The following is a 25060-nucleotide window of genomic DNA, read 5'->3' as shown; positions in this document are numbered from 1 at the left end:
GCTTATCAAAACCATTATTCATTGTGAGTGTCCTCCACTAATTTCACTGAATCGCAATCTCATGCAAGCATGTCCATCAGTCAAATTAGTTTCAATATTTTATTATCCTACAAACCAGCCTATATCGCTACATATTTTCACACATTAAAGCAGTTGTTTATGTTCTGCAGTACTTATCATCGGTATTCTTCCCCAGCAAAGGTAAATTGTACACTTAATTAACAACATTCAATTTTCCATATATCAACAGGTAAGGTATACTCTGTATAACTCAATAAAACAAATGGTCATGCATCAGCCTGCTGGAGATTTTTATTAGTACATGAAATGAAGGTGATCGGATGAAAAAGTTGCAGCTCCTATTCGCACTCTTATTTACAGTGGAGTTCATCGGGGTCTTGTTCGTACTCTATGATCTGTTCACACGCTATAACGGAGTAATGAGCAGCGGATTTCTTCTTTCAATGGCTTTGATTGGTTTATTATCATGGATGTTCACGAAGCAATTATCACCGATAAGATTCAAGATATTGACTGGCTTGCAGATCACGATATTACTCCTCATTCCGATCATCATCGGAGTCTTCTATCCTAACTACTCCTATGAAGAAGCTAAGTCGTTGCTCCTGACACATAAGCAAGATGCTCGAGAATTCCAGATTCAAAACATGGAGAAACAGAGCATTGGCCTTGAGAATAGTGGTAATCCGTTTATTGAACGCGGGTATTATTTTGCGGTGAACGAAAATGGTGTGGAAGTGGAGTATGTAGTTAGCCCTGTAAGTGGTAAGATTCATATTTTGAAAGGTGAGCGCGCTTTTGGAGGCTGAGACGTAATTTTTCGACGTCTCAGCACGAGCGCGGGGCGTTTTTGGGGCTGAGATGCTGATTTTCTGCATCTCAGCCTCTTTTTCGCCGCGCCACTGACGCTTTGTCAGCTTAGCCCCGGCAGAAAAGCAAAAGGACCGTGGATACACCTCATTCACGGTCCTTTTGGTTTATGCATTCGTCATTTTGCTCGCGTAGAAGCGATCAATCTCGCATTTTAACTCTCTACCTTCGATAAACCGATGAATATTATCGATGAGAGACTCGGTTACAATTAGGCGGCGGTCAATCGTTGGTCCCCCCATATGAGGCATGAGCAGCGCATTATCCAGCTCCATCAAACGATGTCCTGGAGGAAGGGGCTCGACTTCGTACACATCGAGCACGGCTCTTATGTTTCTGCGCGCAAGCACTCTGCACATTGCCTCCTCGTCAATAATCGCCCCGCGAGCGGTATTAATAAGTAAAGCTCCATCCCGCATCATATCCAGCAGTTCTTCCGTGACCATATGATAATTAGCAGGCGTCATGGCGCTATGAATGGACACAATATCACAAGTAGAGAATATTTCTTCTAAAGAAGCCTTCTGCATCCCATGCTTGTCCAGCTCCTCCTGAGAAATATGCCTAGAATACACCTTAATCTTAGCATGAAATACTTTCAGCATCTGGACGACCATCTGAGAGATCATGCCATACCCAACGATGCCGATCGTCTTATCCAGCAGTCCCTCATTATAGAAGCTGGATGGCCATTTCCCTTGCTTTAAATCCCCTGAATAACGCGGAATGTCCCGTAATGCCGCGAGGGCATAAGCGATGACACTTTCTGCAACAGACTCTGCAAACACTTCATTTCCGGTAACAACACGAATACCTCTATCGTACACCGCATCGGTAATATAAGGCTTCGCCGATCCGCCTGTATGCGCGATCAGGCGCAGCTTGTTCGCATTCTGCAGCACTGCTTCATCCAGATTAGGCACTCCCCAGCCTGTTATGCAGATGTCCATATCCTTCAGCTGCTCACTGAACTGTTCTGGAGTATAGTGCGAGCTCTGTTCGTTCCAGTAGACTTCCCCTACTTCTTCAAGCTTTCGAATCAGTTCCTCATTAAAAAAGGTATTAAAGATGTTTCCCTTCGGTATAGAGACTAATATGTTCAGGTTACTCATTCCACTCTCACCCTTCTGTTCACCAAACATACTGAATGGGGATAGTAACTTCATCAGATGCATCTTCGCTGTCATGGTATCGCCATTCGCAGCTTTGGTGTGATGTTTTCTAATTACTAGTCTATTTTTTTTCCTTATACAAGATGGCTCTTATCGCAAATCGAGGCAAGATCAATTGTCTACGCCATCTGGATGGTTGATGAATCAGCCTGTGCAGCCACTCCAGATGCATGCGCTGCCAGATCAGTGGCGCCCGCTTCACCTTGCCGGCAATGATATCGAGACTCCCGCCGACACCAATTGCCATCTTCGAATGAAGAGATAATTTATACTTATGAATCCACCGTTCCGCATATGGAGCGCCAAGCGCTACAACGAGTACGTCAGGTTCTAAACTTCTAATTTCCTCAACGATACCGCTCTCCTCTTCTTGACGGAAGAACCCGTGATGCCTGCCTAGCAAGGAGACGTTCGGATACTTTTGCGCAATCGCCATTGACGCTTTGCGGCTCGTCTCTTCGTCTGCACCCAACAAGTAGAAGGACCATCCTTTCTCGTTGCCGACCTCCAGCATTTTAATAAGAAGATCACAACCAGTAACCCGCTCTGGAAGATTGCCACCCTTGATATGGGACACCATGACGATACCGATACCATCAGCCGTTATTAACCCCGCCTCATCCACTATGGACCGCAGATGCTGATCCTTCTGGCACGACATGACGATTTCCGGATTAACCGTAACCACATGAAACAAATCAGATCTATCCTGATCAATAACCTCACTGACACGCTGCAGCGTTTGATCTAATGTCATCTTGGGAAATGGAATCCCCATGATCTTCGCAACATGTTCCATAGGAGAGAATGCTCACCACCCTAATTAATATAGGCAGATATTATCATATTTTCATATATTGCGCTATGAAATGCACAAGTTACTAGGATTCGACCAACCGGTATTTTGGGAAATTAATAATCTCATCAATCGTTTGATCAAGGGTATCAACTGACATTGTGCTCGTATCGAGCAAGTGCTTCGGATCCAACCCCGATTCCATAAACTCATCGATTAGAATCAAGCAGCGCTCACCCATCTGACACTCTGGATCTCTCAACGCATCTCGGCTTAATAAGGTATCCTTATCCGTCCACAGCACCACATAAACAACAAGCACGTTCAATCCCTTCAACTGCTCTTTGAACCACTTCGCTTCATCCGGAAATGCAACATAATCCACAACTACATCAATATCATGCTCCACAAAGTTTCTAGTTACATGCAGGATATTATTCCATATGAGCGAAAGCTCTTCTTGGCTCTCCCACGGCTTCATGCGTCCGTTAATATGCATATGGCTGATGTCGTCCCCAGACACATATGCGCTGTTGCATAGTCGTCTGACGAGTGCTTGAGAAGTGGCGGATTTGCCCACTCCCGCAGGTCCCGATATGACATATACAGTTCGTTTGTTACCATTTACGATCACTTTCATCACCTCCGCTGAACGATGAGCATTTGCCCTGATTCCAGTATATCGCAAGTGAACTCTGGTACGTATAAGATATTACTCAACTATCACCTTGAAGCATCAATTTTGGAATGTCGATTAAAGCTTAAGTACTCCCGCTTTCGTGCTTTTTGTACTTGATATGAAATATGCTATAATAACACCACAAACGACTACATAAATAGCATTTAATGTTAAAAGGAGTGATCACTATGTCAGTTCAGGTATACCTTAATTTCAACGGAAACTGTCGTGAAGCAGCTGAGTTCTATGCCCAGGTGTTTGAAACCGAACAGCCGAAGATCATGACTTTCGGAGACGCACCTCCCAACCCTGAGTATCCCCTTCCGGAGGAAGCCAAGCATCTGGTCATGCACACGCGGATTGACATCGATGGAAGCACAGTGATGTTTTCCGATGTCTTTCCAGGAATGCCGTTTGTCGCGGGCACTAACATCACCTTATCCGTCAACAGCAACAATGAAGACAACATCAAGTCTTGGTTCAACAAAATGAAGGAAGGCGGCAAAGTTACGATGGAGCTCCAAGAAACATTCTGGAGCAAATGCTACGGCAATCTAACGGATAAGTTCGGCATCGAGTGGCAATTCAATTATGACAGTGAAGCAACTAAATAAATACCTAATTGAGAGGGCTGGACTAACCAGCCTTTTCTTATTGATATTCGTATACTTGAAAATGAGTAGTTGTAGAACCGATAATAAATATACGATATGTACGATAGGGAGTGAACAATGATGGGCATCGCATATGAATACAAATGGCCTAAGACCCTTCTGAATAAAGGAACAGGGTTCCTGTCAGGCTATAGCCATTCCCTTAATCCTTACACAGGATGCTCATTCGGTTGCTCGTATTGCTATGTCCGACAGATGTCGGTTTCCGTCTTCCGTAAATCGCCATGGGGAACTTGGGTTGATATTAAGAAAGAGGCCGCAGTCGTATTTCGTAAAGAGCTGCAACGAGCAAAATCAAAAGGATCTGTCACGATCTTTATGTCCTCTAGTACCGACCCATATCAACCGATTGAGTACAAAGAACAGATCACAAGGTCCCTACTTGAGGTTATGGTAAGCGACCCGCCTGACTTTGTGCTTGTACAGACACGAAGCCCATTAGTTCGTAGAGATATCGATCTCTTACGGCAGCTTGGGACGAAGGTTCGTGTTAGCATGACGGTTGAGACTGACCGTGAAGAGATTCGAAAGCATTTTTCACCGAGCGCCCCTCCTATTGCCGCTAGACTTAAGACACTTCAGCTATTAGCGGAAGCCGGAGTTCCGACACAGGCAACTATTGCTCCAATGCTGCCATGCAGCAATCATTTTGCGGAAGCGCTGCGGCCGTTCGTGAATCGAGTCTGCATCGACGATTACTTTATGGGAGACGGAAGCGGCGGAAGACGCACACGCCAACTAGGCATCCAGCAGTTGTATGAACAACTGGACTTGGAAGAATGGTATCACCCCTCCGCCTACAACAGAGTATACGACCAATTCAAGCTTCATTTTCCAGAAAATCAACTCTATGTGAGCCAACGCGGATTCGAACCTTAATGTGGAAATGAATGCGAGCCCAACACTGCGGACGATTATTTACGTTTCATACTGCGGATCATTGCTTTCGTAGCCTGATCCAGACGGTTAGACTCCGTCATCTTCTGCAGCGCTTTATTATAAGTGAAGTCGTCCAGCGTATTGCTGTTCAAGTATGTCATCGTCGGCTCGGGAAGCTTCACATAACAATCAGCAAGCGCCCATGCCACTGCCATCTTGACGTAATACCCTTCATGCTTCACCCCGTCAAGGAGCTGCAGGACTCTATGAATATACTCTTCATCAATGAAGTAATTGAGAAGCATCACCACTCCGAAGCGTATGTCGTATTCCTTATTCGAGGACAAATACGGCTGAATGAAGCTCCACACGAGCTTCTTGTTCTTCCTGGTGAATTTCAGTCCGATACAGAAGCTGTCGCATACTGACCAATTGTTGATCTTAGGTATGAAGTTGGCAACATACTCGAGAATCTCTTCAACATCCGCTTTCACATATCTGATCACCATTCCCTGCAGCATAATCTCCTCAAAATATTCACTCTCAGCATGTGCGAGAAAGACTCGCCAATCTCCCTTTGCGATGTGTTGTGCCAATTTGCGCAATGCAGGCAGTCGAACCCCTAGTATATGATCCGTATTAGGAATCAGTCTTGAGGAGAATTGCCGGTACCCCTCTTCCGATAATTCAATTAATTGATCTTTAATCTGCTTATATTCCACCGTACGACTCCTTAACGTTTTATATCAGAACGAGGCCGACTCTTGGCATTATCAACTGCCTCGAACCAGCCTCGCTTCCATTTATGTTTCTAATTATGTTTCGAATACTGCTTAGTTTGCACTCTCAACTTTTGTAACGAATTTGTCCATCAGCTGCTGCATGAACTGCTTGCCCATATCGTCTGTGAAGTTCATCGACTCGTCAAATTTCTGATGTGCTTGTCCAATCAGCAATTCAGGACGCGTAACTGCATCCATATTCAGATACAACAGAATGTCACGCAGATGGGTCTGTGCGCGGGAAGTACCATAAAAGCCTGGTGTTGCGCCCATAACCGCTACCGGCTTCAACGCTAGTGGTGTGCCTACGAATTGGCGAGACATCCAATCCAATGCATTCTTCAAGGAACCGGAGATCGAACCGTTATACTCTGGTGTGCTGATCAAGAAACCATCCGCAGAGTGGCACAGCTCCGCAAGATCCTTTACAGACTGAGGCAGATCGCCTTCGAGTTCCTGATTGTACAATGGAAGAGCTGAAATATCAGCTAATGTGAATGTATATTCACTTGGGAGCATTTCCTTCGCATTAAGCAGCAATGCTGTGTTTAATGAATTATTACGCAAGCTTCCGGAAATACCTACGATATGCTTTGTCGTCATCTTTCACTCTACTCCTTTATGTCGATATTGTTTATATGTAAATATACTACATTTTAATTATGAGATTCAAACTTACTTTTTGATAGTGAAATCTTTATGGAATTTTCTCTCAGCATCTTTCTACATCATACCCGTTCGGGACGTATGGTTGGGAATAATTCCATCTGCTAATCGGAAACCTATGTACTGTATTAATTTCACAACGAGGAGGTGTTACCATGTCCGAGCAACAGAAGCCTGCGACGAAAGCAGAAGTACAGACGACTGAACTAAACAAGCTTCCAGTGCCAGGCGCGTCCGACACTGAATTCTCAGCAGAGGAAGCGGCGGAAGTTTTCAAGGAGCAGTCAACCTCCGAGAAGCCTTCTAAAAAGATGCCATAAGCAGCTTAATCCCCTTAAGCCGGAGCGCCTTTGCCTCCGGTTTTTTGCTTGCTTTTTTAACTGCATTTCATTCATTTCGAGAAATAATGCTTGCATGTGACGTAACGTCATCTTGTATACTTCTATAGGAGTCTAATGTAAATCATTAACAACTCTTATATCTGAAATGAAAGAGTGAGCATGCATTATGAATATGTTAGTTTATTTTATCATTGGCTGCGAGATTGGATTCTGGGTCGTTATATTAGCAGGCTTATTCGCACGCTACGTATGGAAGCAAGAACGATTAAGCTTGATTCTATTCGCGTTAACCCCGTTGATTGACCTCGCGCTGCTCGTAGCCACGGCAGTCGATATGAAGAACGGTGCGACCGCTACGACGGCTCACGGGATTGCCGCTATTTATATCGGCATCTCCATCGCCTTCGGAAAGCGTATGATCTCATGGGCGGATGAACGTTTTCGCTATTATGTGTTGAAGGGGCCCAAGCCTATTCGCTTGACCGGAACGGCTTACGCGAAACAGTATTTTGGGAGTTGGCTTCTTCATGCGTTGGCATTCGTGATCGGACAAGGAATGCTGTGGGGCATCATTTATTGGATCAACGACAGTGCTCGGACTGAAGCCTTGGTGAGCATATCCACGATTTGGTGCACCGTACTGGCAATCGACTTGCTGATCAGCTTATCGTATTTTGTATGGAGAAGGGCTTAGCGTGTAGAGGTGCTGCCGCTTGTTGCACGGTTTGGCGTGGGGCCGGTTTCACGCTGAGATGCAGTTTTTCGACGTCTCAGCCCTTTTTGGGGCTGGCGGAGTCGATTTCGGCGGCTGAGACGCCGGTTTTCTACATCTCAGCTCGCAAACGGGACGTTTTCAGGGCTGAGGTGCAGTTTTTTGACGTCTCAGCCCTTTTGGGGCCCCGACGGAGCCGGATCGGCGGCTGAGACGTCGGTTTTCTGCATCTCAGCTCGCAAGCGGGACGGTTTCGGGGCTGAGGTGCTGTTTTTCGACGTCTCAGCCCTTTTTGGGCCCAGCGGTGACGGTTTCGGCGGCTGAGACGTTGTTTTTCTGCATCTCAGCTCGCAAACGGGACGTTTTCAGGGCTGAGATGCATTTTTTCGACGTCTCAGCCCTTTTTCGGGCCCTCCGGGACCGGGTTCGGCGGCTGAGACGTTGTTTTTCTGCATCTCAGCTCAGAAACGGGTCGGTTTCAGGGCTGAGGTGCTGTTTTTCGACGTCTCAGCCCTTTTTGGAGCCGACCGGGACCAGGTTCTGAGGCTGAGACGTCGGTTTTCTGCATCTCAGCTCGCAAACGAGGCGTTTTGGTGGCTGAGATGCAGTTTTTCGACGTCTCAGCCCCTTTTTGGACCCGCCAGGACCGGGTTCGGCGGCTGAGACGTCGGTTTTCTGCATCTCAGCTCGTAAACGGGACGGTTTCGGGGCTGAGGTGCTGTTTTTCGACGTCTCAGCCCTTTTTGGGCCCAGCGGTGACGGTTTCGGCGGCTGAGACGTCGGTTTTCTACATCTCAGCTCGCAAACGGGACGGTTTCAAGGCTGAGGTGCAGTTTTTCGACGTCTCAGCCCATTTTCGAGCCCGGCGGAGCAGGTTTCGGTGGCTGAGACGTCGTTTTTCTGCATCTCAGCTCAAAAACGGGACGTTTTCAGGGCTGAGGTGCAGTTTTTCGACGTCTCAGCCCATTTTCGGGCCCTCCGGGACCGGGTTAGGCGGCTGAGACGTCGCTTTTCTGCATCTCAGCTCAAAAACGGGACGTTTTCAGGGCTGAAGTGCAGATTTTCGACGTCTCAACACTTTTTGGGGCCCTCCGGGACCGGGTTAGGTGGCTTAGACGTTGCTTTTCTGCATCTCAGCTCGCAAACGGGACGGTTTCGGGGCTGAGATGCAGTTTTTCGACGCCTCAGCCTTTTTGATGCCAGGCGGGACCGGGTTAGGCGGCTGAGGCACTAATGTTAAAGCTGTTTGATAATTGCTTCAAATTTGACTATTATGAATGAAGGACGTTATTTGTGTGCTATTCCACACCATTTACGAAGGAGCGATTAAGATGTATAGAACAGTTCAAGATTTTACAGCTGAATGGACGCGTGCAGCAGGTGGAACGATTAAGGTGCTTGAGGCATTGACAGATGATAAGCTCAATCAATCCATCGTGGAAGGTCATAGCACTCTTGGCTGGTTAGGCTGGCATCTTGCAACTAGCCCTATGTTCTTTGCAGGCTTGGCCGGCATAAAGTTGGAGCCAGTCGGTGATTCGAAGTCGGTTCCTTCTCAAGCGAGCGATATTGTTCAAGCATACAGAACCATGGTTGATCGCTTAGCCAGTGCAGCAGTACATACATTAACAGATGAAGCAATGGTTGAAAATGTTGAGACATTTATGGGTCCAGCACCGCGAGGCGCTGTCCTCCGTATGATGATTGATCATCAGACACATCATCGCGGTCAAATGACGGTATTGTTGCGTCAAGCAGGCTTGCCTGTTCCAGGTGTATTAGGACCAACAAGAGAAGAACAGCAGAATATGAAATAAGAACTTCACGTTTAAACAAAAAAAACAGAGGATGTTCGCCTAATCATTAGACGCAATATCCTCTGTTGTTCTTATTTTTATTTGCCAACATCTTATCAGTATTCCACCAACAGTGGTGAGCTCTAGCTCATGCTAGGGATCAGATTCTTACGCGCTACACCGCTTTTTTGCGCTGCTTCAGCAACAGCTTGACGGATTCTTTCTACCACACGATTATCAAATGCATCAGGAATAATGTAGTTTTCATTCAAATCAGCTGGATCAATGACGGAAGAAATAGCTTCTGCCGCCGCAAGCTTCATTTCTTCGGTAATATCCGTCGCTTCGCAATCCAGCGCGCCTCTGAATATACCAGGGAAGCACAATACATTGTTAATTTGATTCGGGAAGTCGGAACGACCCGTCGCCATTACCTTTACATATGGAGCCGCTAGGATTGGATCAATTTCTGGCGTCGGATTAGCCATTGCAAATACAATCGGGTCCTTCGCCATATTTTGAAGATCCTCTACGGTCAGTATATTCGGCGCGGATACACCGACAAATACATCTGCCCCTTTAATAACCTCCGATAGCTTACCGGTTTCGAGATTAGGATTGGTGATTTGAGCAAAATCACTCCAGTGTTGACGATCGTACTGTATGCTGCGACTGATCGCACCTTCACGGTCAACCCCAATCAGGTTCACGGCACCTGCGTGCAGCAGCATTTTGGAAATCGAGATACCAGCAGCACCGCAACCATTCACGACGATCTTGACTTCTTTGATATCTTTGCCGCATACCTTCAATGCATTCAGTAATCCGGCGAGTACAACAATGGCAGTTCCGTGCTGATCATCATGGAAGACCGGAATGTCTAGTTCCTCTCTCAATCTCTTCTCGATCTCGAAGCAGCGCGGTGAAGAGATATCCTCCAGGTTGATACCGCCAAATGTCGGCGCAAGCGCCTTAACGATTGTGATGATCTCCTCTGTGTCTTTCGTATCGAGACAGATCGGCACAGCATCCACGTCAGCGAACTGTTTGAACAGCGCAGCCTTCCCTTCCATAACTGGCATCGCTGCCTTTGGACCAATGTCGCCGAGTCCCAATACAGCAGTTCCGTCAGATACGACCGCTACTGTATTTTTTTTCGTGGTCAGCTCATACGCTTGGTTATCATCTTGGGCAATCGCCTGACACACTTTAGCTACACCTGGAGTATAGACCTTAGATAAGTCTTCTTTGTTGCGAATCGGATTCTTCAATGTCGTTTCCAGCTTGCCGCCTTTATGCAAATTCATGATTTCTTGTAATAGTTCCATACTATCTCCTCCTAATAACTGACTAATGCTTTTCTCTATCTACTATTGATCTTCCAGATGTTCTAAAATTCAGTTCTATAATCAGCCGCCCCATACTGAAATGAGCATTGTAGCCGCAACTACTGTAAGCGCACCACCAATTCGTGTAGAGATCTGAGCAAACGGCATCAGCTCCATACGTCCGGATGCTGACAGGATAGCTACGTCGCCTGTACCGCCAAGACCACCGCGGCAGCCTGTTACAATCGCCGCTTCCACAGGATACATGTTGATCCATTTGCCAACGAAGAACCCAGTAAGAATCATAGCGCAGATAACAGATGCACAAACAATAATGTAAGGAATAGAGATCAGTGCTGCTACATCCTGCAATGGAATATACAATATTCCTAGACCAACCATCACGGGCCAAGTCAATGTGCTGGAAATAAATTTGTACAATTGATAAGCGCCTTGCCCAATTTTCTCTGGAAGCAGATTGAACACTTTAAGCAAAGCAGCCGCAAAGATCATCAAGATCGGTCCTGGAATTCCTACGAACGGCGACAACAGGTGACCTGTGATGAACAGAACACAGGCAAACAACAATCCCGCTCCCATGAGTAAAAAGTCAGGTTTCAATGAATCAAAGGTACTTCCGCCAAGCTTCGTGCCATCTTTAGATTTAACCAGTACGCCATTACCATTAATCTTCGGATTTTTATCAGCCATCTTTTTAAGGATACCAGCGGCAATAATCGCAAATACGTTACCAATAACCGCAGCCGGAATCATCTGTGCTACATATTGAGCGGATTCGCCGCCCAGGATTTGAGAGAACGCAATGGATAATGGCAGAATACCTTCACCAACACCACCGCCGATAATAGGTACAACGATGTAGAATAAAGCATAATGTGCAGTGTATCCGAACAGCATAGCAACTCCAACGCCTACAGCGACAGCAGCCGCCGTTCCAAGCAGCATCGGGATGAAGATAAGACTGAAACCTTTGATTAGCGTGGTGCGATTCATCCCTGTTATACTACCTGCTACTAGAATAGCGATGTATAGATATAGGAAGTTCGATGTTTTCATTAATGTAGTAACAGACTCAACAGCTGCAGGGTTCAATACATTCCAGAATACTAGAAATGAAGGAACCATTAACGACAGAATCGCAGGACCACCAATGTTCTTCAATATCGGAATCTTCATTCCCAAATCACTTAGCAGTATACCCAGGATCATAATAATCCCGAACCCGCCAATCATATCATTTGGAAGTTCACCAAGTGCGGCGGCAGCGAAAATTATAAATGCGAATATGATATATAACGGTAACGGAATGACACCTACTTTAAGGTTCATAAATCTTTGCCATAATCCTTGTTTCTCTTTAGGTTTCGGTTGCTCTGTCTCTAGTTGGACTGACATCTTTTTTGCGTTTTCCATGTCGTCTTAACCTCCTTGTATCGTTTACACCCCCATCATAATCGTTTTGAAAGCGCTTTTGTTTTTATGTAAATAAAGAATACATTTTGTAAATTATTTAAGTAAGCGCTGTCATTTTCTTGCTGTTATATAACAAAAAAGCTGCCAAATTGGCAGCAAAAATTGACTTTTAATTCAGATTTATACAATATACTTGGATATCGTCGTTCTTCCATTTGGCGTGATCTGGTATTTCTGAACCGGCCTCCCTACTGTTCCGTACACATAGTCCATCTCCAGCACACCCATTTCCACGAGACCTGCACAATACTTGTTGACCGATACCCGCGAGATTCCTGACAAAATCGATATTTCCTCTGCTGAAAACAATCCTAATCCAGAATACTCAATAACATTCCAGATGGTTTGAAGCGTCTGCTTGGTGAACCCTTTGGGCAAATCCTGCGACACTCTCTGTTCTTGACGAACGCGTCTTATTGCATCCAGATCGGATTGATTAAGACTTTCTTGACTGCGGAACAGCTGATTTTGCTCTCTGTAGCCTTTTAATGCCGTCTTGAACCGGTTGAACTCGAACGGTTTGATCAAATAATCGACAGCCCCGTTCTGCAGTGCCACTTGAATACTCTTTTTATCGCTTGCAGCCGAAATGACAATGACATCGACCTTGATCCCTCTGTGTCGTATTTCAGTCAACAGTTCAAGTCCGTTGCTTTCTTTCATGTAAATATCAAGCAGAATCAGATCATAGTCTTCCTGTTCTAGTACACGTAATGCCTCATTCGCAGACGAAGCCCAACCTCCCGCTCTAAAGCCTTCTACCTGTTCTAAATAAAATTTGTTCATCTCTGCAACCATCGGATCATCTTCGACGATTAGTACTGATATTATCGAGTTATTCATAATTACTCCTCACTGTTTACTTCATAGGGTAACTGTACGGTAAATTCAGTACCTTGTTCAGGGCGGCTTTCCCAGGAAATCGAGCCCCCCAGCTTGTCCAGGCTTTTTTTAACCAGATACAGACCAATTCCACGGTCTTTGCCCTTTGTAGAATAACCCTGCTCGTACAATTGCTCCGCTTTGTCACCAGGTATCCCCATTCCGTTGTCTACAACTCGGATATATAGGGTATCATCTTCATACCGGAATCCGATGCGAATTACTTTGTCTTCGCTGCCTTGACAGGCCTCCAACGCATTTTCCAATAAATTGCCAACGATGGTTACGAGCTCACGCGATAGATCTGGATCAGTAGCTTCAGGAAGCATACCCTCTTCAAGCAGCTCCAGCTTTACCCCTGCCTCACGCACTCGGCTTTGCTTGCCGAGCAAAAATCCAGCCATAACCGGATCTTTCACCAGCCGGATTACAGCATCCGTTTCATTGTGAATATGACTCAAGATACCTGCCAGATATTGCTCCAATTGTTCATATCGCTGCATATGGGTCAACCCTGTAATGACATGAAGCTTATTCATAAATTCATGAGTCTGTGCTCGAAGTGTATCGGCATACACCGAAATACCCGTCAGTCTTTCCATCAGAACGGATATTTCCGTCTTATCACGGAAGCTCGCGATAACACCTTCAATTTGCCCGCCTACTCGGACTGGAACTACATTGACCAGCAGCGTGATCCCGCTCTGCTCAACCTCGATATCCTGCAGCGGTTCACCCGTTTCCAATACCTTTTCCATTCGTAATTGCGGCCATATATGTCCCACCAGTTGATTAACAGTATCCTCATTAACACCAATACGTTCCATCAATCGTCGTGCTTCCTTATTCACCAGTGTGATTTTCAGGTTTTTATCCACGGCTAGTATACCTTCACGCGCGGATTGGAGCATGGCGCTGCGCTCTTCCAGCAGTTTCGCAATGACGCTGGGCTCCATGCCGAACATCATCTTTTTAATTTTATGCGCTAGAAATACGGCACCCGCGACCCCCATTAAACCACCAATCAACAATCCCAGATAAATGATCCACCGATTCTGCTGCACCGCAGTGTGGACGCTTTCCAGTGTGATACCTACCGCCACTGCACCAACCTGTGTTCCATCATCACCATATATCGGTGAAAATGCTCTTACGGAATCCCCCAGTGAGCCTCTAGCTGTAGATACGCTTTCACTTCCGTGCAAAGCTGCGACTTCATCGCCGCCAATAAAGTGCTTCCCGATCATGGCTGGATCGGGATGGGAAAGGCGTATGCCGTTCATATCCATGACGACCACGAACTCTACACCGGTGAGATTAAGAATTTCCATTGCATAGCGCTGAACTTCCTCAGGATCTCCCTCGCCCTCTAGTCCATCAATTACGATGGGTGTCAATGAAACGGTACGGGCGATAGAGAGCGCTTTATTTTGCAACGCATCCTCCGTCATTGAGGTTACCTTCATACCGAACAATACATAAACAACGAATAATACCATAAGTAGAACGGTACAGATCATCAAGGTAATCGTCGTCCGCAATCTCAATGTTATTTTCCCAATTCTCACCTAGCCACCTCTAAGCTCTTGTTAATGTGGTTTTACCATGTAATATTCCCATGATTTCCATTTTTCAATTTGAGAACTTACGATGGTATCCATGTTTTCAGACCAATATAATACCTTAAATCTAATGTATCTTCTCATAACAAACATCACACTTGTCTGAATATTAGAAGTTTATTGGTGGCTTGACTAGTGGCACCCTCTGTAACAGGGAGAAAACCTGTTATCTTGCGCGAGCCTCCCCATCCGTGCAGTGCCTCGTCTCTGTAACTCGGTTTTTCCCCGTTATCTTACCTAACCTACGAGTCTCGACCGCTGTAACGGGGAAAAAACCTGTTATCTCGCTCATGCCTCCCCATCCCTGCAGTGCTTCGTCTCTGTAACACGGTTTTCCCCGGTTATCTCACCTAACTTGCAAGTCTCGACTGCTGTAACAGGGACTAAACCTGTTATCTCACTCGAGCCTCCCCATCCAAACATGATACTGCTGTTCCGCAAATGAGCAAACGAGAAGGCGATAATCGGCCAAGTATAAATAATGCCAAAAAAGCCGGAACCATAGTTCCGGCATCTCTGTCATTATCTCTATTATTACTTTGTCGAAGACAACATGGCTTCGATTTCCTCCAGCGATTTCCCCTTGGTTTCGGGTACAACACGCCAGGTGAACAAGAACGCGATCAAGGACATAATACCGAATATCCAGAATGTAATCGCCGGTCCTGCGGAAGCAAGCATCGGTGGAAAGGTCTGGGACACGATATAGTCCGCTACCCATAGCACCATAGCAGCGAGTGCCGTTGCTTTACCGCGAATACGATTCGGGAATATTTCGGACATCATCACCCATACGACGGGCCCTAGCGACATAGCAAAGGAGGCTACATACACCAAAATAAAGATGAGTACCAATGGTCCTGAAGTATGCCCCGTGTGGAAAGCAGCACCGATCACCGCTAGACTCAATGTCATTAGAGCCGTCCCAGCGAGCAGCAATACCTTGCGTCCCACCTTGTCGATAAGCCAAATGGCAAGAATGGTAAACACGAAATTAATGAATCCAACCAAGATGGTCTGGATCAACGCAGAGTTCGTGCCTGCGCCCGTTTCCTTAAAGATTTCCGGTGCGTAGTACATAACAGCGTTAATACCCGTAACTTGTTGGAGAATCGCCAATCCGACACCTACGATCAGAGCAATTCGCAACGTAGGACTGAACAATTCGCGGATCGATCCGTTTTCCTGTTCGAACGATTTTTTAATGTCCAATACTTCTTTTTTCGCTAATTCCTCGCCATGGATCTTCAGTAGAATTGGAAGGGATTCTGCTGCCTTTCCTTGTTTAATCAACCATCTTGGACTTTCAGGCACGAAGAACAACAACACCAGGAACAGCACCCCAGGAACAACCCCGAAACCAAACATCCAGCGCCAGCCCATCGAAATGTCCCACAAGTTATCACCGTATCCGGAAATAGCCAAATTGACAAAATAGGTGAGGAAAATACCCGTTACCGTTGCGAACTGATTCAGGGCTACTAGCCGGCCGCGATATTTGGCGGGCGCTATCTCCGCGTTGTAAAGCGGACATAGGGCTGAGGTAATCCCAATCCCGATTCCGCCGATGATCCGGGCAACAATATAACCGTTGAACGTAGCCGGAATAGCGGAACCAATCGACCCAACGATAAAGAGGAACGCAGCCATCATCAGCACTTTTTTGCGACCAAACTTATCGCCAAGTACGCCAGCGCTTGCAGCTCCTGCAATACAGCCGACGATCAAGCAGGAGACAGCCCAACCCACTTGTACCTCATTCAAGGCGAAGTGTTCTTTCATAAAACCAACCGCACCCGATACAACGGCGGTATCGAATCCAAATAATAATCCTCCCAAAGCCGCCACGATGGAGACAAGGATTACAAACTTCATGCTTGCTTGTTGACCTTCATTTTTAGTGCTTATTTTCACAAACGACTGTCCTTTCTATACTTACTTTAATTGCATACGGTTTCTTTTTCTTATAACAAAATAGCAATTCGATGTTATGAGAGACCATTATATCATGTGTTTTGTTCAATTAAGGGGCTAATTACCTTCACTTATTTGATGTTTACCAGCATAATATTGATTCCATCCTTTCGCAGTAGGAGTTAGAACCTTGTACTAGCATTATATAGACATCCAAACAACAAAAAAGTCCATGCGTACCCGCATGAACCTTCTAATTGGCATTATAGTTGATTGCGATATTCTGTAGGTGATACCCCCGCTGCCTTCTTAAACACCCGGCTGAAATAATTAGGGTCCTTGTATCCCACCAAATAACAGATTTCCTTTAAGCTGAGCTGGCCGTTCCTTATCAATTCTTTGGCCTTGTTGATCCGCAGCTTTGTCACATAATCAATAAAGGTTTCCCCGGTTTGCTGCTTAAATACTTTACTAAAATAGTGCGAATTTAAGTGAACATGATCCGCTACATCCTCAAGGGAAAGCTCTTCGCAAAATTTTTCTTGAATGAATGTGGTTGCATTATCGATTACACTCCATGTGCTCCGTTCTCGTTCTTCCCGGATTTGCTGGATTGCTATTTCCACGTAAGTAGGCTCAGTCGAATGGTTTGCAATATCAGAATCTGCAGATACTCCTGGTCCTTCTAGGGAAGGAATGATCAGATCCTCAAAATGACATATACTGCCCCATTGTTTATGAAACGTAGATGCGAATACGCCTTCAAAATACGATCTTCGGATTCCCTCAATATCTACCCGGACAGAGCCAATGCCTGCAATAACGTCGATCCCTCGCTGTTCGTAAAGATTCTCTATCAATTTTGCAGCGAGACCAAGAGCTTCTTCCCGTAGAGTATCATCTGTAACAGCATCCTTCTCAAGCAGAAAAATGGCCATATGCCAATGAACCATAGAACTGACCACACAGCCGACCCTATCCTTGATATACCCTTTTGCAACGGTTTTTACTGTCTCGTAAATCCTTTTCTTTTCCTTGTCCAATTCCATTTGGGATGGCTGCCTCATATCCGACAAGGCAAGCACAAGCGCACATCCTTTAGCTGTGGAGAGGTCGAGAATATCAACAAGCTGTCCTGCTTCCATCTCATTCACTTGATCGGTCATAAAGACCAGCGCCAGTTCCGTTTCCGCCAGCGGAAGCAGTTGGTAGAACTTATCTCTTATCGCGAATTCCTCATCGCGCTTTCTTTGATCCTGATCAATCTCCGCTAACAGCCGCTTCAAGAGTTCGACGATATGATCGCGTTTAGCCGGTTTGACCAAATACTCCTTGACTCCTATAGATAGCGCCTCTTTGGCATATTCAAAATATTCATAGGCTGTAACCAGAATCATCTTGACCTGCGGATTGTGAGCTTTGATTTCCTTTAACGCTTCAAGTCCTTGAATACCGGGCATCTTGATATCCATCATAATGATATGCGGACGAAATTCGTAGGCCTTTTGAATCGCGATGCGACCATTCTCCGCATGAATAATCTCAAAAGTATTCGGCATCATTCGATTAACGATCCATTCAATGCCTTCTCGCTCCAGGGCTTCATCATCTGCGATCATTAAGCGATACATCTCCACCCTCCTTTTCCGCAGCAGGAATCCGAATCAGAACTGTCGTTCCATGTCCCGGCTCACTGTAGATGTCTATGAGATCTTTTTTACCATAAAATAATTCAAGTCTTTTGAACACATTGCGCGTTCCTAAGCCTGTAGACTGTCCCTTATTATGCTCAGGCGATGGCTCGGAATCCAACTGAAGCAGCGACTTTCGGACCTCTTCGCTCATCCCAATCCCATTATCTGATATGGAAACCCTGACCTCTTCAGGCTCGCAAGCAATAACAAGTTTAATCTCAGCCCCATCCTCCATACCCTCAATGCCATGGACAAAGACATTTTCCAATAAAGGTTGGAGGGTTAGCACTGGAACACACACGCCCAGTCCTCTTTCGTCAATATCCGTTACAAACCGAATCCGATCACGAAAACGGGCTTGTTGAATGGTAAAGTATTCTTTCGCATGCTCCACCTCATCCCTGAGCGGTACCGGACGATCTAACTTTCGGAGGTTATACCGAAGAAGATTGGACATGGTGACCGTCAGATCGCTTGTTGTCTCAGCGCCCTCGAGTAAAGCAAGCTTGGATAGAACATTTAAGGAATTAAAGAGGAAATGCGGATTAATCTGATTCTGCAGAACCTCCAGCTCCAATGCTTTGACCAGCCTGTCCTTCTCCAAGCTTTCTTTCTCTTTCTCAATAAGTTCTTTCAGGTTATCTTGCATGTGCTCAAATGTTCTGGATAATATCCCAAACTCATTATGTTCGTTTATCTGTGGAATAGGAGCTTGTAAATTGCCGTTCGAGATTTGCTGTGCGGTTCTCGTCAACTGCTCGATCGGTCTGGTAATCCTCAGAGATATCCAATAAGCAAACATTACACTGATCAGCGTATTCAAGATAAAGACCGCGACTCCCCAATAATTCATCTGTTTCGTTTGGTCTAGAATTTGTTGATACAAGGGTTGATAATAACTAAGCTCCAAGTCAATGAGATCATGTCCCGCTTCCTGAACGAACGCGGCTGTTTGCTCAGCCTCTTCATAGAAAGTCGCATACGCTAATGAATCTGTACGGCTTAATGCTTGAATTACACTATCTTCTTGCTCCATAAAGGTGTCTATCATATGGTTATAGCTGCGAACTGTAAGCTCCGTCGATGGAATTGTGTTTAGTGCAGACAGGCTTTCCCGCAGTAGCTTCAGCTCATCTCGTTGACGTATATATGCCTCTCGGCTAAGATCGCTTCGATCCGTTATGTAGACATTCAGATCACGGAGATTGTCCTGCGTTTGTTCGGCAATTTGCTTGTATAATAATACCCGATTGAGCATCATATTATAACTTTGCTGTACCGTTATACCACTCTGGAAGATGTAGAACGCGACTGCATTGCTCACAACAAAAAGGGACGGAATCACAATTAACAGCATTCTGCGTATATTCATGGGCTGCCCACCGTTGATTTCAACTGATGTTGGTCCAGAATATTCGTTGGTATATAGTTCTGAATCGGGATAGAGTCCCCGTTGAAAAACGCGTTTAACAATTCAACAGCTTGGGATCCAATCACTTGTGGCTGCTGAACCACCGAAGCCGTCATGTCTCCATTCGCGATACCCTGTCTGGTTACCTCTAAATCATCAAATCCGAATACACTTACATCCGTTCTGTTTGTCATTTTCATTCCTTCAACGATTCCTGCAGCATCCAAGGAGCTAAATCCTACCATCGTCTGAATACCCGCGTACTCATTCAACAAGGCTTCTGTCTGCTGCGCAGCTTGAATCCGTGAAATATTCGATGAGCGAACGGCAACGATCTCATAACCCGGCGTATTGGAAATGATGGAACGGAACCCCTCCAACCTTAGCCGTTGATTGTCTGCGAATTCACTTCCGATAATGACGCCGATCGAACCTCTCCCGGCAGCATCTTTTACTACTAGCTCTCCCATGCGTTTGCCTGCTTCCTTATTATTAGTTCCAACGTAAGCAAGCCGCCGGCTCTCCGGCGCATCCGCATCTACGGTGATCACGGGAATACCAAGATCGATGGCCTGGTTGATCAGTTGAATGTATTGCTGGTCCTTGATCCCCTGCACGAGAATAGCATCCGGCTTCGCAGCAATCGCCTTTTTCAGAAGCCTCGTTTGTTCGGAAGGGTTAATGCGAATCGGACCCATGTAATCGATCTCCATCCCATACTGCTCTGCCGCTTCTTTTGCTCCTTGTTCTACCATTCTCCAGAACGGATTGTCTAACTCCTGAGCAATCAGTACAACGTGTTTCGATGGTGTATTCTCGACTCCGCTCTGATTCATTTCCTGGACCAAATGATCGATTTTCAACGTGGAAGATACAAACTGGAATAAAAAATAGCAGAAAACAAGAAGTATGCTAACTAGCCCTAAAGTCCAACTTTTATGTTTCACGGAGTACCTCCGAGGTGTTTGAGAAAGTCTCAGCATGCAAGCAAAGTATAGCCAATTATATCAAGGAGTAAACGCTATTGGAAGTTCATAATCGAGCTTGTACGCGCATTCATCATCCTTGATAAAAATAATGGGGCTGTCCTAAAAGCCATCTTCCTCATGTCTTTTGGGACAACCCTTCTTTGTTACTACATCAATCAGGAACCGCTTACCTATTCGATGAGACTGGATCAGCGGTTTTTTGTCCGATAGCACATACGGTGGCAGCAAGGCCGGATGACCCGTGCTTGAACGGACACAGGGGCCGCTATTTCATGATTTCGGGGTATTTTTTGAGGTCTTACGGACTCAGATGACGCTATTTGCTTCAAAACTAGCACTAAACTGCTTATTCTGGACAAATAACGGCTCTACGGTCCGCTAGCATGGCGAATTAGTGGTGTTTGCTGCAAATAGCGGCTCGTGTGTCCGCTCCCGCACCTGGTAGAAAAAATCTACTTTTGGGACAGCCCCATTGATTATTAATTCAATTTGGAATTTCACATGTGATATTTATTGGTAACTTTCAGCCTGCACATTATACATTTCAGCATACATTCCGTCTAATTCCATCAGTTGTTCGTGAGTACCTTCATCAATGATTAATTCTTGATGAAGGAGATATATCCGATCTGCATCTTTCGTAGTAGACAAACGATGCGATATCATAATGACTGTTTTATCTTTTGCTGATTCCATGAGATTGTGGTGCATTTCATATTCACTTATTGGATCTAGTGCAGTTGAAGGTTCATCTAGTATCGCGATCCCATAATCTTTATAATAGATTCGCGATAATGCATTTTCTGGATAATAGTAAAACTTTCATCTGTTTTCGCAAAGTATGTTGCTATTGAAAAATGATGCTTCTTTAGTTGGTTGATTGTAACCTATGCAAAGAGGATCGTGGAAATATTTGTAGAATATTGCTGTTAATGAAAGTAAATAATTGAAATCTTAAAAAGGAAGTGTCTCTATGAATAGACATAGTATTTATATTGTATCTGGCATTATAATCGTACTTATAAGCACACCTTTAGCATATGATTTAGTTCGTATTGTATATCGAAATAAAAACTTAACAGGTGAATATGTCCCGATTTTAAATGGGTTTATACACTCGTTAATGTTAATAGGTGTACTGTTATTTGTTTATGGATTAGTAGTCTATATAAAAGATAAAAAATAGGCTGAATTAATTAAATTAATCTTTTGAAAATAAGCGTATTCGAAATTTACTCTGATACGCTTATTTATTTGATGAAAAACAACAATATATTTAAACAGCGCCAATTAAATGAGATTCCAGCATTGTTTTTCAACATATACGCATATCCATCTCTGATAAAAATAATGGGGCTAAGCAATTAATCATAATTGCTTAGCCCCATTTATTATTAATTCAAGTTGGAATTTCACATTTCATAATAGGCAACTATCGCCTACTCGCTTAACTGCACTTACTGTATCCGCAATTTGCGCAAGTCTTGCATCCTTCCACGTTCAGGAGCGCTGCCGCGCCGCAGGATGGGCACAGGTCGCGCGATTGCACTTCGCCCTTCATCGCGATATTCGCAGGCGCGATGGCCGCTGCAATCGGTGCAGGCTCGATGATGTGATGATCGTGGTCGCCATGCTCAGCAAGGTGAGTCTCAAGCGCCTTCGCTACGGCATCCGCGATGGATTCCACGCGGTTCGCGCCGAAGCCGATCGCGCCGGTGCCGCCAATACCCTTAAGGTGCTTGATCAAGAGCTCAACCTTGTTGCCATGATCTCCATAGCGCAGGAACAAGGAGCATACGCGGCCGAGCGCTTCCGCCATTGCAAATACATCAGAACCAGCCTTACCAACGTTGAGGAAGATCTCAGCTGGTGTGTGATCATAATCGTTAATCGTAATATAAGCCATGCCGAATGGCGTATTGATCTTATAGGTTGCCCCGCGGAGCACTTGCGGACGGCGCAAGTAGCTGCTGCCATGGCCAGTCGGTGCTGGCACAGCTGGAGCTGCTGGAGCTGGTGCAGCAGCAACTGCTGCTTCAGCCTTGCCTTGCTCTGCTGCTTCTTCCTTCTTCTCGTCCTTGTTCTCCGTCGTCAACACTTGTACATCGCGGCTGCCGTCACGATAGATCGTTACCCCTTTACAGCCCAGATCGAATGCCAGCTCATACAAGCGCTTCGTATCTTCAACTGTGAAGTCATTCGGGCAGTTCGCTGTCTTCGAGATCGAGCTATCGACCCAGCGTTGGATCGCAGCTTGCGCGCGGATATGATCCTCAGCGGACAAGCTCATCGCAGTCACGAAGTAATCCGGCAGTTCTTCACCTGGGTGCGCGTCAAGCCATTCTTGCGCAATCGGCACAAACTGCTCATCGAAGCCTAGACGGCTCTGACGGTAGAACTTAAATGCGAAGTAAGGCTCGATGCCGGTTGAAGTTCCAACCATCGTTCCTGTGGAACCTGTAGGCGCCTGTGTAATTACGGTTACGTTACGCATACCTTGAGCGCGGATAGCTTCACCCACTTCAGGGTATGTCTCTACGATATTTTTCATAAAGCCGCTCTGCAGGAACTTCTCATCGTCAAACGCCTTGAAGGAGCCCTTCTCAGCAGCGATCTCAGAAGATGCCAGGTAAGATTCACGAGCGATAAAGCCATATAATTTATCAAGGAATTCTAATGATTCCGGGCTTCCGTATCGAATATTAAGCTTAATCATCAATTCAGCAAGACCCATCGATCCGAGACCGACACGGCGTTCTGTTTGTTGATTTTGTTTATTTTCTTCAAAATGATATGGAGTCTTGTCGATTACATTATCTAAGAAGCGCACCGAGTAGCGCGTAACTTTCGCGAGTTCATCCCATGCCACATCTTGATTCTCTTCATCATAGAACTTAGATAGATTAAGAGCAGACAGGTTGCAAACGCCCCAGCCTGGAAGTCCTTGCTCACCACATGGGTTCGTGCAAATGATCGGGTTGAAATACCAGCTGTTCGACATCTGATTGTAGTATTCCATAAACACAACGCCCGGCTCAGCCGATTTCCAAGCGGATTCAATGATAATATTCCAGATCTCGCGAGCTTTAACTGTACGATAATGGATAACTTCCTTACCCATCTGCTTCCACTTATCGAGGTCGCCGTCCCACAGCTCATCGTACTCTGGATCTGTCGTATCCGGGAACACAAAGTCCCAATCCAGATCTTCTTTTACAGCCTTCATAAAGGCGTTGCTGACGCACACAGACAAGTTCGCATTCGTTACTTGTCCCATCGTCTGCTTAACCGTGATGAAGTCCATCACGTCCGGATGCCAATCGTTCATCATCAGCATGAGCGCGCCGCGTCTGCTGCCGCCCTGCTCTATTAAGCCAGTTGTATAGCTAAACAACCCACCCCAGGATACAGCACCGCTGGAAGAGCCGTTAACACCCTTTACAATCGCTCTGCGCGGACGCAAAGATGACAGGTTGATACCAACGCCGCCGCCGCGAGCCATAATTTCAGTCATCTCAGACAAGGTCTGCATAATGCCGCCACGGCTGTCCTTAGGTGAAGGAATAACGTAGCAGTTGAACAAAGTCAACTCTTCGCTTGCTCCTGCTCCAGCAGCAATACGGCCGCCAGGTACGAGCTTCCAATCATCCAGCACATAGCGGAATTTCTCTGTCCATTCGAGCTGCTTCTCTGCGGTTGTTTCTACTGATGCCATCGCGGAGGCTAAGCGGTCCCACATTTCTTCTGGCGTTTTCTCGATCGTAAGGGTCAATTTTTCAGTTGTGGACTGCACGATATCACCACTGCGCAGCTTGACGGATACATCCCGTCCATTTCTTGCTACAACTTCCCCAACTTCCTTCGCAGGAAACTTCGGATCGTCTTTCGTCAATACCAGTACAACATCTCCAACCTTAGTATTGTTTGTATCCGCATCTTTCCAAGCGTAACGATCTAGAAATATTTTTTCGCTTAAACCTTCCAAACGTTGTTTACGCACCGTTTTCAAAGAAAACAACCTCCCGATTCATTTAATTCGACAACTCGCACACAGTGCTTATTTAACACTAATGTATGTAAACACCACAATATATAGTGTGCGAAAATCATTTTACTATACTAGATATAGAAACTCTAATGGTTAATCGTGTAATTTCATCGAAGAACTGCTCAAGATTCAGGTCAAGCTATTATTTTCTCTATGAATCTCGTTATTTTAACACATTGGCAATTTGACACATCGTTAGAATAGCTGTTCTGTTTTGAAAGTCCTATATAGAGCTGTGTATAGACCCGTCCAACATTCCCCAAACTACATATACACTGTACATCCATGTG

At 45.5% G+C, this 25060-nt stretch carries 21 protein-coding genes; 6 read left to right on the top strand and 15 right to left on the bottom strand.

What is annotated here, in order from left to right; genetic code table 11:
• The first annotated feature begins 341 nt into the window (after nucleotides 1–341).
• Nucleotides 342–830, top strand: coding sequence for a hypothetical protein (locus tag ACXX53_RS15910; RefSeq protein ID WP_458569653.1), 489 nt, complete (start codon nucleotides 342–344; stop codon nucleotides 828–830).
• Nucleotides 831–998: 168 nt separating this feature from the next.
• On the opposite strand, the gene ACXX53_RS15905 is transcribed toward ACXX53_RS15910, so the two are convergent.
• The 3 genes from ACXX53_RS15905 to ACXX53_RS15895 all read right to left on the bottom strand — a co-directional run bounded on the left by ACXX53_RS15905 (nucleotide 999) and on the right by ACXX53_RS15895 (nucleotide 3499).
• On the bottom strand, nucleotides 999–2057 hold the full coding sequence (locus tag ACXX53_RS15905; RefSeq protein ID WP_458569652.1) for a hydroxyacid dehydrogenase: 1059 nt from the start codon (nucleotides 2055–2057) through the stop codon (nucleotides 999–1001).
• Between the two features lie 67 nt (nucleotides 2058–2124).
• A complete protein-coding gene (locus ACXX53_RS15900; RefSeq protein WP_458569651.1) occupies nucleotides 2125–2862 on the bottom strand; it encodes a WecB/TagA/CpsF family glycosyltransferase in 738 nt (245 codons plus the stop codon).
• Nucleotides 2863–2944: 82 nt separating this feature from the next.
• Complete coding sequence (locus ACXX53_RS15895; RefSeq protein WP_458569650.1) at nucleotides 2945–3499, bottom strand: AAA family ATPase; 555 nt, start codon at nucleotides 3497–3499, stop codon at nucleotides 2945–2947.
• 227 nt (nucleotides 3500–3726) lie between these two features.
• On the opposite strand from ACXX53_RS15895, the gene ACXX53_RS15890 reads away from it, so the two are divergent.
• Both ACXX53_RS15890 and ACXX53_RS15885 read left to right on the top strand, forming a co-directional pair.
• Nucleotides 3727–4152 carry a VOC family protein gene (locus ACXX53_RS15890; protein WP_458569649.1) on the top strand — a complete coding sequence of 142 codons (426 nt, stop codon included), beginning with the start codon at nucleotides 3727–3729 and terminating at the stop codon, nucleotides 4150–4152.
• Between the two features lie 120 nt (nucleotides 4153–4272).
• Entirely contained in the window at nucleotides 4273–5091 is an 819-nt protein-coding gene (locus ACXX53_RS15885) for a radical SAM protein (RefSeq protein WP_458569648.1), read from the top strand.
• Between the two features lie 35 nt (nucleotides 5092–5126).
• Here ACXX53_RS15885 and ACXX53_RS15880 read toward each other — a convergent pair whose 3' ends face one another.
• Nucleotides 5127–5813, bottom strand: a complete 687-nt coding sequence (locus ACXX53_RS15880; protein WP_458569647.1) for a DNA alkylation repair protein — start codon at nucleotides 5811–5813, stop codon at nucleotides 5127–5129.
• Nucleotides 5814–5924: 111 nt separating this feature from the next.
• A complete protein-coding gene (locus ACXX53_RS15875) occupies nucleotides 5925–6476 on the bottom strand; it encodes an NADPH-dependent FMN reductase (RefSeq protein WP_458569646.1) in 552 nt (183 codons plus the stop codon).
• 218 nt (nucleotides 6477–6694) lie between these two features.
• On the opposite strand from ACXX53_RS15875, the gene ACXX53_RS15870 reads away from it, so the two are divergent.
• The 3 genes from ACXX53_RS15870 to ACXX53_RS15860 all read left to right on the top strand — a co-directional run bounded on the left by ACXX53_RS15870 (nucleotide 6695) and on the right by ACXX53_RS15860 (nucleotide 9409).
• On the top strand, nucleotides 6695–6859 hold the full coding sequence (locus ACXX53_RS15870; RefSeq protein WP_458569645.1) for a hypothetical protein: 165 nt from the start codon (nucleotides 6695–6697) through the stop codon (nucleotides 6857–6859).
• A gap of 187 nt (nucleotides 6860–7046) precedes the next feature.
• Nucleotides 7047–7574: a hypothetical protein gene (locus tag ACXX53_RS15865; RefSeq protein ID WP_458569644.1), complete on the top strand. Its 528-nt coding sequence runs from the start codon at nucleotides 7047–7049 to the stop codon at nucleotides 7572–7574.
• Between the two features lie 1349 nt (nucleotides 7575–8923).
• A complete protein-coding gene (locus ACXX53_RS15860; protein WP_458569643.1) occupies nucleotides 8924–9409 on the top strand; it encodes a DinB family protein in 486 nt (161 codons plus the stop codon).
• Nucleotides 9410–9531: 122 nt separating this feature from the next.
• Here ACXX53_RS15860 and ACXX53_RS15855 read toward each other — a convergent pair whose 3' ends face one another.
• From ACXX53_RS15855 to ACXX53_RS15810, 10 genes are all read right to left on the bottom strand, one after another.
• The gene (locus tag ACXX53_RS15855; protein ID WP_458569642.1) at nucleotides 9532–10716 is read right to left on the bottom strand and encodes an NAD(P)-dependent malic enzyme; all 1185 of its coding nucleotides are present in this window, start codon (nucleotides 10714–10716) and stop codon (nucleotides 9532–9534) included.
• A gap of 81 nt (nucleotides 10717–10797) precedes the next feature.
• Complete coding sequence (locus ACXX53_RS15850) at nucleotides 10798–12150, bottom strand: 2-hydroxycarboxylate transporter family protein (RefSeq protein ID WP_458569641.1); 1353 nt, start codon at nucleotides 12148–12150, stop codon at nucleotides 10798–10800.
• 180 nt (nucleotides 12151–12330) lie between these two features.
• Nucleotides 12331–13041: a response regulator gene (locus tag ACXX53_RS15845; RefSeq protein ID WP_458569821.1), complete on the bottom strand. Its 711-nt coding sequence runs from the start codon at nucleotides 13039–13041 to the stop codon at nucleotides 12331–12333.
• Between the two features lie 14 nt (nucleotides 13042–13055).
• Nucleotides 13056–14660, bottom strand: coding sequence for a DcuS/MalK family sensor histidine kinase (gene dcuS / locus ACXX53_RS15840; RefSeq protein ID WP_458569640.1), 1605 nt, complete (start codon nucleotides 14658–14660; stop codon nucleotides 13056–13058).
• A 588-nt stretch (nucleotides 14661–15248) separates the two neighbouring features.
• Nucleotides 15249–16589, bottom strand: coding sequence for a sugar porter family MFS transporter (locus ACXX53_RS15835; protein WP_458569639.1), 1341 nt, complete (start codon nucleotides 16587–16589; stop codon nucleotides 15249–15251).
• Nucleotides 16590–16891: 302 nt separating this feature from the next.
• Nucleotides 16892–18259 carry a response regulator transcription factor gene (locus ACXX53_RS15830; protein WP_458569638.1) on the bottom strand — a complete coding sequence of 456 codons (1368 nt, stop codon included), beginning with the start codon at nucleotides 18257–18259 and terminating at the stop codon, nucleotides 16892–16894.
• On the bottom strand, nucleotides 18234–19694 hold the full coding sequence (locus tag ACXX53_RS15825; protein WP_458569637.1) for a sensor histidine kinase: 1461 nt from the start codon (nucleotides 19692–19694) through the stop codon (nucleotides 18234–18236). Before ACXX53_RS15825 ends, ACXX53_RS15830 begins: the two co-directional genes overlap by 26 nt.
• Nucleotides 19691–20596, bottom strand: coding sequence for a substrate-binding domain-containing protein (locus ACXX53_RS15820; RefSeq protein ID WP_458569636.1), 906 nt, complete (start codon nucleotides 20594–20596; stop codon nucleotides 19691–19693). Before ACXX53_RS15820 ends, ACXX53_RS15825 begins: the two co-directional genes overlap by 4 nt.
• Nucleotides 20597–21232: 636 nt before the next feature.
• Nucleotides 21233–21418 (bottom strand): hypothetical protein, encoded by a 186-nt coding sequence (locus ACXX53_RS15815; RefSeq protein ID WP_458569635.1) that lies wholly within the window; start codon nucleotides 21416–21418, stop codon nucleotides 21233–21235.
• Between the two features lie 751 nt (nucleotides 21419–22169).
• Nucleotides 22170–24731, bottom strand: coding sequence for an adenosylcobalamin-dependent ribonucleoside-diphosphate reductase (locus ACXX53_RS15810; protein ID WP_458569634.1), 2562 nt, complete (start codon nucleotides 24729–24731; stop codon nucleotides 22170–22172).
• Nucleotides 24732–25060 lie beyond the last annotated feature (329 nt).

This window comes from Paenibacillus marinisediminis (assembly GCF_054343325.1).
The sequence above is the reverse complement of the archived record's forward strand: the minus strand, read 5'-3'. Positions and strand labels throughout refer to the sequence as shown.

Excerpts from the sequence above, each read along its gene's own strand:
- ACXX53_RS15910 (WP_458569653.1), top strand. The coding sequence starts at position 342 with ATGAAAAAGTTGCAGCTCCTATTCGCACTCTTATTTACAGTGGAGTTC.
- ACXX53_RS15905 (WP_458569652.1), bottom strand. The coding sequence starts at position 2,057 with ATGAAGTTACTATCCCCATTCAGTATGTTTGGTGAACAGAAGGGTGAG.
- ACXX53_RS15900 (WP_458569651.1), bottom strand. The coding sequence starts at position 2,862 with ATGGAACATGTTGCGAAGATCATGGGGATTCCATTTCCCAAGATGACA.
- ACXX53_RS15895 (WP_458569650.1), bottom strand. The coding sequence starts at position 3,499 with ATGAAAGTGATCGTAAATGGTAACAAACGAACTGTATATGTCATATCG.
- ACXX53_RS15890 (WP_458569649.1), top strand. The coding sequence starts at position 3,727 with ATGTCAGTTCAGGTATACCTTAATTTCAACGGAAACTGTCGTGAAGCA.
- ACXX53_RS15885 (WP_458569648.1), top strand. The coding sequence starts at position 4,273 with ATGGGCATCGCATATGAATACAAATGGCCTAAGACCCTTCTGAATAAA.
- ACXX53_RS15875 (WP_458569646.1), bottom strand. The coding sequence starts at position 6,476 with ATGACGACAAAGCATATCGTAGGTATTTCCGGAAGCTTGCGTAATAAT.
- ACXX53_RS15870 (WP_458569645.1), top strand. The coding sequence starts at position 6,695 with ATGTCCGAGCAACAGAAGCCTGCGACGAAAGCAGAAGTACAGACGACT.
- ACXX53_RS15865 (WP_458569644.1), top strand. The coding sequence starts at position 7,047 with ATGAATATGTTAGTTTATTTTATCATTGGCTGCGAGATTGGATTCTGG.
- ACXX53_RS15860 (WP_458569643.1), top strand. The coding sequence starts at position 8,924 with ATGTATAGAACAGTTCAAGATTTTACAGCTGAATGGACGCGTGCAGCA.
- ACXX53_RS15855 (WP_458569642.1), bottom strand. The coding sequence starts at position 10,716 with ATGGAACTATTACAAGAAATCATGAATTTGCATAAAGGCGGCAAGCTG.
- ACXX53_RS15850 (WP_458569641.1), bottom strand. The coding sequence starts at position 12,150 with ATGGAAAACGCAAAAAAGATGTCAGTCCAACTAGAGACAGAGCAACCG.
- ACXX53_RS15835 (WP_458569639.1), bottom strand. The coding sequence starts at position 16,589 with ATGAAGTTTGTAATCCTTGTCTCCATCGTGGCGGCTTTGGGAGGATTA.
- ACXX53_RS15830 (WP_458569638.1), bottom strand. The coding sequence starts at position 18,259 with ATGTATCGCTTAATGATCGCAGATGATGAAGCCCTGGAGCGAGAAGGC.
- ACXX53_RS15825 (WP_458569637.1), bottom strand. The coding sequence starts at position 19,694 with ATGAATATACGCAGAATGCTGTTAATTGTGATTCCGTCCCTTTTTGTT.
- ACXX53_RS15815 (WP_458569635.1), bottom strand. The coding sequence starts at position 21,418 with ATGGAATCAGCAAAAGATAAAACAGTCATTATGATATCGCATCGTTTG.